Source organism: uncultured Chitinophaga sp. (genome assembly GCF_937874145.1).
Lineage (GTDB): Bacteria > Bacteroidota > Bacteroidia > Chitinophagales > Chitinophagaceae > Chitinophaga.
Genome location: NZ_CALNBI010000365.1, coordinates 1 through 10916, shown reverse-complemented (window position 1 = coordinate 10916; position 10916 = coordinate 1). Strand labels below are relative to the sequence as shown.

Genomic DNA, 10916 nt, shown 5'->3' with positions numbered 1-10916 from the left:
TCAATTCCTTTCAATTCCATTCCCCTGGACGAACTTCATTCACCCCTGTCTTCCAAGTTTATGTTAAAAAATTCCTACCCACACAGCTCCCCTACCCGGCAGAAAAATCCCGCCGGGCAAAGGATGCAGGCAGCCGCGCCGTTCCAGCCGGCTGCCTGCGCTTATCATCATGTAATTGGGATCTGTTGTACTACCGCGTTAAAACGGCAACTCCTCCGCGACATCCTCCGGCACCGAAGCCGGATGACCTCCGCCTTCCACCACGCCCTCGCCAGATAATTTCCCCTCCGGCTTCGGACCATGGCTCAACAACTGCACATTCGTCACGCGGACCTTCAACGCACAAGCAGGTGCACCACTCTGGCTCGTGTACAAATCCAGGAAGGGAACACCCTCCACATACACGTACGTCCCCTGCAGCAGGTAAGCCCCCACCGCATTCGGCGCCCACATCGCACAATCCGCCCAGATCGTCCGCTCCTGCGATACGCCCTGCGCATTCTTGTAACGCTCATTGTGCGCCACACTGAAATTCAATACCTGCTTGCCATTCACTTCGTGCAAGACAGCATTCTTACCCAGATGTCCGATTAATTGGATCTTGATCATTGTTTCTGTTTTAGGTTAACAAATAAAAAGTTGGCTATGCGGAATTATAGAAACATGAAACGTCAAGAGTTAACAACAATACCAATATAGCAATTTTCCCGACACAAAAAATTATTTCGGGGTTTTTCCTTTGCTATTGACTACCTTTGCCCCAGAATCCGGGCCCGCACTGCGGCCCCTTTTCACCTCGGGGTGCCTTACTATCAGGCTGAGATCACACCCGTTGAACCTGACCAGGTAATGCTGGCTAGGAAAGGTAAGCGGCAATTTTCCTACTTACCTGTTTTTTATTGCGATAGTATCCCGGTGCGGCCACCATGGCCCCGCTCCGCCTATTATTCTTGAACGCTAAACAAGTCATAAACAGGAACCGATCATGAAACATCTGTTGCTCTTTGCTCTCCTCTGCTGCTCCACCGCCGCACTGGCACAAAGATCCCTCTCCGGACAAGCATCCGACGCACGCACCGGCCAACCACTCGCCGGCGCCACCATCTCCGTCCTCAACGGCCCGTCCGTTATCACCGACGCCAACGGAAGGTTCAACATCCCCCTTCCCAAACACGCACCCATCATCGTCCAGGCCTCCTTCATCGGGTACGCCTCCGCCATCGACACACTCGCCAAAGGCACCAATAACATCCACTTCCAACTCACCGAAACCGGCCTCTTCGTCAAACCCGTGGAAATCACCTCCCTCCGCGCCGGCGCCAACGCCCCCTTCACCAAGTCGGACATGCGCCGCGAAGACATCGCCAAACAAAACCTCGGGCAGGACCTCCCCCTCCTCCTCAATCAACTCACCTCCGTCACCACCAGCTCCGACGCAGGCTCAGGTATCGGGTACACCGGCATCCGCGTACGCGGCTCCGACATCACCCGCATCAACGTCACCGTCAACGGAATCCCCGTCAACGACGCCGAATCGCAGGGCACCTTCTTCGTCAACATGCCCGACTTCGCCTCCTCTGTTTCCAGCATCCAGCTGCAACGCGGCGTAGGCACCTCCACCAACGGCGCCGGCGCTTTCGGCGCATCGCTCAACCTCTCCACCAACGAATTCCGCGAAAAAGCATACGGCGAAATCAACGCCTCCTACGGCTCGTTCGACTCCTGGAAAACCACCGTCAGCGCAGGCTCCGGGCTTATCAACAAGCACTTCACCGTAGACGCGCGCCTGTCTAAAATCTCATCGAACGGGTACATCGACCGCGCTTCCTCCGACCTCAAATCCTTTTACACTTCCTTCGCCTATATCGCCAACAAATCCTCCCTCCGCCTCAACGTTTTCTCCGGCAAGGAAAAAACCTACCAGGCCTGGACCGGCGCCACCGAAGAACAAATGAAGGAACACGGCCGCACCTACAACCCCAACGGGGCAATGGATAAAGGCGGGTTCTACGACAACGAAACCGACAACTACCAGCAAGATCACTACCAGCTCCTCTTCAACCACGCTTTCCGATCCAACCTCCATTTCAACGCCGCACTGCACTATACCCGCGGCCGCGGATATTACGAGAACTGGCGGGAAGATGAACTGTATACCGATTATGGCATCACCGGCCCCGTCCGCGACGGCAACCCGCTGGAAACCACCGATCTCGTGCGCCAACTCTGGCTCGACAACCACTTCTACGGCGGCGTTTTCTCCCTCCGCCACGACCTGAAAAAGTTCACCTACACCCTCGGCGGCGGCTGGAGCAAGTACGACGGCAACCACTATGGCAAAGTGGTCTTCGACGAAAACGGCGGCTTCACCAAAGACCAGAAATGGTACGACCTCGACGCTTTCAAAACTGACTTCAACGTATACTGGAAGGGCGAATATGCCGTTACCGGGAAGCTGAAACTATTTGCAGACATGCAATACCGGCATGTCGACTATAAGCTGAACGGATTCCGTAAAAACCCGGACATCCGCCAGCATAAAAAATATGATTTCTTCAATCCGAAAGGCGGCGCCACTTTCACCATTGATGAAAAGCAACACATCTACGCCTCCTACGCCATTGGTAACAAGGAGCCGAACCGCGACGATTTTGAAGTGGGCCTGACGGCGCCCCCCAGGCACGAAACGCTCCGCAACGTGGAAGCAGGCTACGTTTGGCGCCGTTCCAATGCCAGCATCTCCGCGAACGTGTACTATATGAACTACCGCAACCAGCTCGTGCTGACCGGCCGCATCAACGACGTGGGCGCTTACGAGCGCGTGAACATTCCCGAAAGCTACCGCCTCGGCCTCGAGGTGGAAGGCCAGTACACGCCGGTATCCTGGTTCACGGTGCAGGCCAACGCCGCGCTGAGCCGCAACCGCATCATCGATTACACCGAATACCTCGACGACTGGGATAACGGCGGCCAGAAACCGCAGTCCTATGCTGATAATGAAATCTCGTTCTCGCCCGCATTCGTGGGCAACGCCACCCTCACTTTCCGCCCCTTCGAAGGGTTTTCGGCCGACGTGGTGCAGAAAGTAGTGGGCCCGCAGCATCTCGACAACTCGGGCGACAAGGCCCGCCGCCTCGACAGCTACGCCGTGACCGACCTGCGCCTGAACTACACCGTGCCGCAGCGGTTCTTCCGCGAGCTGGGGCTGCAGTTCATCACCTACAACCTCACCGACCGGAAGTACGCGCCTAACGGCTATACTTACGGCTACCTGGAAGGCGGCAGCATCAAATCCATCAACACATATTTTCCCATGGCGGGAATCAACTTTATGGCCGGTGTGAAAATCGGTCTGTAAGCACCATATCCAGACAAAATCATGAAGCCGGCGCCACAACGCCGGCTTTCATTTTTTCAGGCGCGGCGTATTTCGCCGGGCGTCTTGCCGGTCCACCTTTTGAAGGCTTTGAGGAATGCGCTGGATTCGTTGTAGCCCAGCATGTAGGCGATGTCTTTGACGGAATGATGGCCGGAGCGGAGATAATCCATGGCGATGGCTTTGCGGACTTCATCCTGGATCTGGAGGAAGGAAACCCCTTCGTCGCGGAGCTTGCGCTGCAGGCTGCGCGCGCTCATGCTGAAATTGGCGGCCACGGCTTCGAGGGAAGCGGAATAGAGGTAGGAATTGGAAAGCAGATATTGGTAGATGCGGGCATGGAAATCTCCGGCGGGCTGTGCACCGGCTTGCAGCGCATGCACCTGTTTGAGCAGGATGTTTTGCAATTCGTAGTTGGCGGACAGGATTTCCTGGTGCAGCCAGGTGTTGTCGAACGTAACGGTGATGTCTTTCCCTTTTTTACGCAACGGCGCCCGCAGCACCCGTTCGTACTCAGCGGATTCCGCCACTTCGTACGGCAGTTGCACTGAAACCGGGGCGAGCCTTCGCATCAGCAAGCCATCCAGCTCATGAACGGAAAACACGGCCACAAACGTACCGAAATGCCGGAAGGTATAGGGTTGCTCTTTCGCTTTCTCCGGATCGGCCACGAATCTGATGGAGAACTGTTTTGTGCCGTGATGCACCTGCATGCGGAACATGTCCGTGAGCAGTGGCGTGAGCGCGCCGGCATGGGCGATCGCTTCGCCGGCGGTGTTGCTCGTCTGGATGATTTGCCCCACCACACCCAATGCCGCCAGCTGCATGGCTTCGCCGAAGTGCAGGCCGAAGAGATGGTCCCCTGTGGCATGCGCGGCATTTTTCCATAAACTGTTCACCTGCGCCGGCGTGACGCTTACCGGGTGCCCCTGCTGTAAAATGCGCGCGTCGATATTGGAAAGGGCGCAGAGGCGCCGGGGATCGGCGCCACGCTGGCCGGCATAAGCCAGTAAAGCGCGAAGGAGTTGTTGCTGATAATCCTGCATGGCGGAAGTTTTCATCAAAATTAGGTCGGCGATCCGGGAAGTTACGACAGCTGTCGCAAAATGACAATGGATTGTCGTCTGAGGATAATAATGGAAGGAAGGGGCTGTTCTACTTTTGTATCAACAAATCAAAACACAAACACCATGATACCTTTAACCACCACCTTACGCATCAACGGCATTACTTCCTTCGCTACCGGCCTGCTGCTGGCCATCTTTCCCCGCGTAGCCGCAGACATCTTCGGCGTTACCGCGTCCGCACCCTTCCTGGCCACCGGCCTCTTCCTGGTAGTATTTGCATCCGGCGTATTGTTCGTCGCGCAGCGGCCGACGCCTTCCGCCGTGAAATGGATCATCGCGCTGGACACGATCTGGGTGATCGGCAGCGCCGTAGCCATCCTGGCCCTCTTCTCCGCCATCTCGGGTATTGGCACCCTGCTTATCGCCGGTGTGGCGCTCTGGGTGGGCGCCATGGCCATCCTTCAACAGAAAGGGCTTCGCAGCCACGCCACGGCTTAACGGGCCACCCGCCAAAAGCAAAAAGGGACGCCTTTACCGGGCGCCCCTTTTGTTATGGAAAAATTCGCGTGTACTTTATTTCACCAGTTTATCGATCGCCGCATGCACCTCTGCAAAGGGAAACGACGCAATCACCGCATCCATCTGCGACTTAATCGCTTCGTTCTGCAGATTGCCGATGCTGCCTTCATGCGTATGGCGGATGTCGGTATCCGGCTCGAATTTGCCGCTTTCGATGTCGAGGCCCACTTGCTTGTAAGCTTCGCGGAAAGGCGTTCCCTCCAGCACAAGGCGGTTCACCACTTCCACACTGAAAAGGTAGCGGTATTTTTCGTCTTTCAGGATGTCTTCCCTGATCCGGATGTTTTCCAGCATCAGGCGGCTCATGCGCAGGCTGTCGCGCAGGGTACTGAATGCGGGGAACAGGTTTTCTTTCAGCAGCTGCAGATCACGGTGGTAGCCGGAAGGCAGGTTCACCGTCATCATGGCGATCTCATTGGGCAGCGCCTGCAGTTTATTGCAATGCGAGCGGATCAGTTCCCACACGTCAGGGTTCTTTTTGTGGGGCATGATGGAAGAACCGGTGGTCAGCTCATCAGGGAACCCGATGAAACCGAAGTTCTGGTTCATGAACAACGTGGCGTCCATCGCCATCCGCGACACGGTTGCGGCGATGCCGGACAGCGCGAAGGCCACCAGCTTTTCCGTTTTCCCGCGCCCCATCTGTGCATACACTACATTGTAGTTCAGCGCCTCAAAGCCCAGGAGCTGCGTGGTCATCGTACGGTTCAGCGGGAAAGAAGATCCGTAACCAGCCGCGGAGCCCAGCGGGTTCTTATTCACCACGCGGTAAGCGCCCTGCAGCATGATCAGGTCATCGACCAGGCTTTCGGCATACGCACCAAACCACAACCCGAACGAGCTCGGCATCGCGATCTGCAGGTGCGTATACCCCGGTAAAAGCGTGTTTTTATATTGCTCGCTCTGCTGTTGCAGCAGGTCGAATAAAGCTCTCGTTTCATGAACGACCGTTTCCAGCTCGTGGCGGAGGAACAGCTTCAGGTCCACCAGCACCTGGTCGTTGCGCGAACGGCCGCTGTGGATCTTCTTGCCGGATTCACCCACGCGGCGCGTAAGCAGCAGCTCCACCTGCGAGTGGATGTCTTCCACCCCGTCTTCCAGCACAAAATTACCTTCCTCAATTTCGCGGTAGATTTGCCTGAGCTCCTGTTGCAGCACGGCCAGGTCTTCCGCCGGCAGCAGCCCTACCGACTCGAGCATGGTGATGTGCGCCAGCGACCCCAGCACGTCGAACGGTGCGAGGTAAGCGTCCATTTCACGGTCGCGGCCTACGGTGAATTGCTCCACCGCGGCGAGGGAGGCTTTATCTTTCTGCCAAAGTTTCATCGTCATTCATTTTAATAATTCACTAAAGTACGCCATTCACGACAGACAGCAGGCGGATATACGTATCGATACCCTGCCGGATTTCATCCAGGTATATGAATTCATCGGCCGAATGCGAGCGCGCACTGTCGCCAGGGCCCACTTTCACGGAAGTAGCCGGGATCAGCGCCTGGTCGGACGTGGTTGGCGAACCGTACAACTGTTCCCCCAGTCCGATACCCGCCTGTACCAGCGGATGTTCCGTCGGGATGAAAGAAGGCCGCATGCGCATGGAACGGGGCTTCACGTCACATTTTACGTTCGCGCGGATCGTTTCCAGCATTTCTTCCAAAGTATATTGATCCGTAGCGCGGCAATCCACGACAAACGAGCATTCCGCAGGCACCACGTTGTGCGCCTTGTTGGAAGTATGGATCACGGTTACGCTCATCTTCACCGGCCCCAGCGTTTCACTTACGTTCGGGAAACGGTAATTACGGAACCAGTTGATATCGTCCAGCGCATGGTACACCGCGTTATCACCTTCATCGCGCGCAGCATGCCCTGCCTTCCCGTGCGCCACGCAATCCAGCACCATCAAACCTTTCTCCGCTACGGCCAGATCGGTTTTGGTAGGCTCGCCTACGATCGCGAAATCGATTTGCGGCAGCAGGTGCAGGATACTTTCGATCCCGTTGACGCCGCTGATTTCTTCTTCCGCAGTAGCGGCGATTGCAATATTGTAGGGAAGATTCTCAGCTTCGTAAAAATGAAGAAATGCCGCGATGAGGCTCACCAGGCAACCGCCGGCATCATTGGAGCCGAGGCCGAAAAGTTTGCCCTCTTCCACTGCGGGATCGAAGGGGTCGCGGGTGTATTGCGGGTTGGGCTTAACGGTGTCGTGATGGGAGTTCAGGAGGATGGTGGGCTTCGCCGGATTGAAGTGCCGGTTGAGGGCCCAGATGTTGTTGAGGTGACGGTTGTACTGCACCCCGTGTTGTTCCATAAAGTCCGCCAGGATAGCAGCCGTGCCGTCTTCCTCTTTGGAAAAGGAAGGCGTACTGATCAGCGTTTTCAAAAGCTGGACGGCGTCTTCATAGCGTTGTTGATTCCACATATTTCAGCATATTAAGGTACCGGCCACCGCATCGGTGGTGTTGCGGCGCAGATCGTCCGCATGGCCGATCAGCACTTCCTTCACCCCGTTACCGATAGCCGCGAATGCGTTTTCCAGTTTGGGGAGGATACCGTCAGACAGCGCACCCGCCGCCATGAGCTGCTGGTACACTTCCTGGTTGATCAGGTTGATCACCGAATTATCATCGGCCGCATCGCGCAGCACGCCTTTCTTCTCGAAACAGAAAATCAGACGTACGTCGTAATGCGCGGCCAGTGCGACGGCGAGCGAGGATGCGATGGTATCGGCGTTGGTATTGAGGATTTGCCCTTTCCCGTCGTGCGTAAGCGGCGACATCACGGGCGTGAGGCCCGCATCCAGCAAGAGTTGCAGCGGAGCGGTCTGCACGTTGCCCGCAGGGATATCTCCAACGAAACCGTAGTCAATTTCCCTGACAGGGCGCTTCACCGCGGGGATGATATTGGCATCCGCGCCCGTCAGCCCGATGGCGTTCGCACCCAGCGACTGCAGCTTGGCAACGATCTGTTTGTTGACGAGGCCGCCATACACCATCGTTACCACATCCACTGTTTCCGCATCGGTAATCCTGCGGCCGTTCACGTATTTCGATTCGATGCCCAGCTTGTCGCCGATCCGCGTGGCGATCTTGCCGCCGCCGTGAATGAGGACCTTTCTGCCGGGAACCGCCGCGAATTCGGCCAGGAAAGTATCGAGGAGGGCGGGATTGTCGATGACATTCCCGCCCACTTTCACTACAAAAACTTTGTCTTTACCAGCCATCAGCGGTTTTTTAAGATTTCACTGATCACAGCCTGCGCGGCCCAGGTGCGGTTGCCCGCTTCGGGGATCACGATCGACTGCGGCCCGTCGAGCACTTCATCCGCGATCACCACGTTGCGGCGAACGGGCAGGCAGTGCATGACTTTGGCGGTGTTCGTATTTTTCAGCGTGTCGTTGGTCACCATCCAGGCCGGGTCCGTGTTGAGGATCTTGCCGTAATCGGTGTACGACGACCAGTTCTTCACATACACGAAGTCCGCTCCTTCGAGGGCTTCCTGCTGGTTGTGACAGATCTTTGCGTTGCCGGAAAATTTCGGGTCCAGCTCATAGCCTTCGGGATGCGCGATGGAGAAATCCACTTCGTCCCAGGCGTTCATCCACTGCGCGAAGGAGTTGGGAACGGCCTGCGGGAGCGGCTTGACGTGGGGAGCCCATGTCATCACCACTTTCGGTTTGCGGGTTTGTTGCCACTGTTCGCGGATGGTGATGGCGTCTGTAAGGCTCTGCAGCGGGTGCAGCGTGGCGCTTTCCAGGCTGATCACCGGTTTGCCGGCGTATTTGATGAACTGGTTGATGTATTTTTCCGTGTAGTCTTCTTCTTTGTTTTTCAGGCCGGGGAAGGTGCGGATGGACAAGATATCGAAATACTGTCCCATCACGGCGGCGGCTTCTTTCACGTGTTCGGTGGTGCTGCCGTTCATGACAACGCCGTCGTTCATCTCCAGCGCCCAACCTTCCTTATCGATATTGAACACGACCACTTCCATGCCCAGGTTGCGCGCGGCCACCTGCGTACTGAGGCGGGTGCGGAGGCTGGGATTGAGAAATATCATGCCTAGGGTTTTGTTTTCACCCAGGCCCTTTTCTTTGAAAGGATTTTTCTTGTAATCCAGTGCGATATCCACCATCTGTGGCACGCCGGGCACATCCTCAACGGAAATAAACTGTTTCATTAAGCGTGAACCGGTTTTAAAGCTTGTTTGAATGCGGTTAAGAACTGATCGGCGTGATCTTTCGTGAGCGCCAGCGAAGGCAACAGGCGGATCACGTTCGGTTTGGCTTCGCCGGTGAAGATCTTGTAAGTGAAGAGCAATTCTCTCCGTACATGCGACAGCTCCTCGGGCAGTTCGATCCCGATCATCAGCCCCTTGCCTCTCACTTCCTTCACTTCCGGGAACTTCCGCAGTTCCTCCATGAGATAGTTGCCGACGTTCTCCGCATTCGCGATCAGGTTATCTTTTTCGATCACTTCCAGCACGGCGAGCGCAGCGGCGCAGGCCAGGTGGTTACCGCCAAAAGTGGTGCCCAGCATGCCGTAAGCAGGCTTGAATTTCGGGGCGATGATGATGCCGCCGATCGGAAATCCGTTGCCCATGCCTTTGGCCATAGTGTAAATATCGGCATTCACGCCGGCATGGTCGTGGCTGAAGAATTTACCGCTCCGGCCATACCCGCATTGCACGGAATCCGCGATGAATACGGCATTGTGCTGGTCGCAGAGGCACCGGATCTTCTGCAGGAAAGCGGGAGAAGCTACGTTGATGCCCCCTACGCCCTGGATACCTTCGATGATCACGGACGATACTTCGTATGTTTTGAACGCCTCTTCCAGCGCAGCCAGATCTTCCCAGGGAAGAAACACCACGTTGTCCGTCTCATTCACAGGCGCCACGATCTTCGGGTTGTCGGTAGCGGCTACCGCCAGCGACGTCCGCCCGTGGAACGCCTTTTTGAATGCGATGATTTTCTTTTTCCCGTTGTAGAAAGACGCCAGCTTCAGCGCATTTTCATTGGCCTCCGCGCCGGAGTTCACGAGAAACAGCTGGTAATCTTCCTTCCCCGACACCTTGCCCAGCTTCTCCGCCAGCTGCTGCTGCAGGGGGATGTGGATGGAGTTAGAATAGAAGCCAACTTTATTCAGCTGGTCCGTCAGCCGCTGCACGTAATGCGGATGCGTGTGGCCGATGGAGATCACGGCATGGCCGCCGTATAGGTCCAGGTACTGGGTACCCTCGTCGTCCCACACATGCGAGCCCTGCGCTTTGGTGATGGTGATATCGTTTACGGGATATACGTCGAATAATTTCATCTCTTGTGTTGTTTGTCTTGTTAGAATACGATGGATTTCAGTTTGAGGCCGGCCGTTTCGTCGAGGCCGAGCATCAGGTTCATATTCTGGACCGCCTGCCCTGAGGCGCCTTTGATCAGGTTGTCTTCGATGGAGTGGATCACGAGCTTGTCGCCCTGTTTCTCCAGCTGCACAAGTACTTTATTGGTATTGACAACCTGTTTGAGATCAATTTGTTTGCGGCTGACGTGGGTGAAGGGATGCCCTTCGTAATACGCTTCATACAAGGCGTAGGCTTCGTCGAGCGACAGTTTGCAGTCCAGGTAGGAAGTGATCCAGATGCCGCGCGGGTAATCGCCGCGAACGGGCACGAAGTGGACGCCTCCTCCGAAAGCAGGCTGTATGGCCTGCAGGGTTCGTCGGATTTCTTTCAGGTGCTGGTGCTGCAGTACTTTATATGTCGAGATGTTATTGGCCCTCCAGGTGAAATGCGATGTGGCCTGCAGGCTCTGCCCTGCGCCGGTAGATCCGGTGATGCCCGTGGTATGCACTTCGCCGAGCAGCCCCGCTTTCGCCAGCGGCAGCAGGCCCAGCTGGATAGCC

9 protein-coding genes, 1 pseudogene and 1 riboswitch are annotated in these 10916 nt (G+C 56.2%); of the genes and pseudogenes, 2 read left to right on the top strand and 8 right to left on the bottom strand.

Features of this window, described 5'->3' with window-relative positions:
- Positions 1-198: 198 nt before the first annotated feature.
- Positions 199-609 carry a single-stranded DNA-binding protein gene (gene ssb / locus Q0510_RS17880; protein WP_298714927.1) on the bottom strand — a complete coding sequence of 137 codons (411 nt, stop codon included), beginning with the start codon at positions 607-609 and terminating at the stop codon, positions 199-201.
- Between the two features lie 178 nt (positions 610-787).
- Positions 788-880: riboswitch (TPP riboswitch) on the top strand.
- A 105-nt stretch (positions 881-985) separates the two neighbouring features.
- Between ssb and Q0510_RS17875 the strand changes: the two genes are divergently transcribed.
- Entirely contained in the window at positions 986-3358 is a 2373-nt protein-coding gene (locus Q0510_RS17875) for a TonB-dependent receptor (protein WP_298714925.1), read from the top strand.
- 56 nt (positions 3359-3414) lie between these two features.
- On the opposite strand, the gene Q0510_RS17870 is transcribed toward Q0510_RS17875, so the two are convergent.
- Positions 3415-4437, bottom strand: coding sequence for an AraC family transcriptional regulator (locus Q0510_RS17870; protein ID WP_298714929.1), 1023 nt, complete (start codon positions 4435-4437; stop codon positions 3415-3417).
- Between the two features lie 129 nt (positions 4438-4566).
- Here Q0510_RS17870 and Q0510_RS17865 point away from each other — a divergent pair, with 129 nt between their 5' ends.
- Positions 4567-4941: a hypothetical protein gene (locus Q0510_RS17865; RefSeq protein WP_298714923.1), complete on the top strand. Its 375-nt coding sequence runs from the start codon at positions 4567-4569 to the stop codon at positions 4939-4941.
- Between the two features lie 75 nt (positions 4942-5016).
- On the opposite strand, the gene argH is transcribed toward Q0510_RS17865, so the two are convergent.
- The 6 genes and pseudogenes from argH to Q0510_RS17835 all read right to left on the bottom strand — a co-directional run.
- Positions 5017-6348 (bottom strand): argininosuccinate lyase, encoded by a 1332-nt coding sequence (argH, locus tag Q0510_RS17860; protein ID WP_298714921.1) that lies wholly within the window; start codon positions 6346-6348, stop codon positions 5017-5019.
- 22 nt (positions 6349-6370) lie between these two features.
- Complete coding sequence (locus Q0510_RS17855) at positions 6371-7444, bottom strand: M20 family metallo-hydrolase (protein WP_298714919.1); 1074 nt, start codon at positions 7442-7444, stop codon at positions 6371-6373.
- 3 nt (positions 7445-7447) lie between these two features.
- Complete coding sequence (gene argB, locus Q0510_RS17850; RefSeq protein WP_298714917.1) at positions 7448-8245, bottom strand: acetylglutamate kinase; 798 nt, start codon at positions 8243-8245, stop codon at positions 7448-7450.
- Entirely contained in the window at positions 8245-9198 is a 954-nt protein-coding gene (locus Q0510_RS17845; protein WP_298714915.1) for an acetylornithine carbamoyltransferase, read from the bottom strand. Before Q0510_RS17845 ends, argB begins: the two co-directional genes overlap by 1 nt.
- The gene (locus Q0510_RS17840; RefSeq protein ID WP_298714913.1) at positions 9198-10334 is read right to left on the bottom strand and encodes an aminotransferase class III-fold pyridoxal phosphate-dependent enzyme; all 1137 of its coding nucleotides are present in this window, start codon (positions 10332-10334) and stop codon (positions 9198-9200) included. Before Q0510_RS17840 ends, Q0510_RS17845 begins: the two co-directional genes overlap by 1 nt.
- Before the next feature lie 20 nt (positions 10335-10354).
- Positions 10355-10916: pseudogene (locus Q0510_RS17835) on the bottom strand (N-acetyl-gamma-glutamyl-phosphate reductase); the annotation flags it as partial.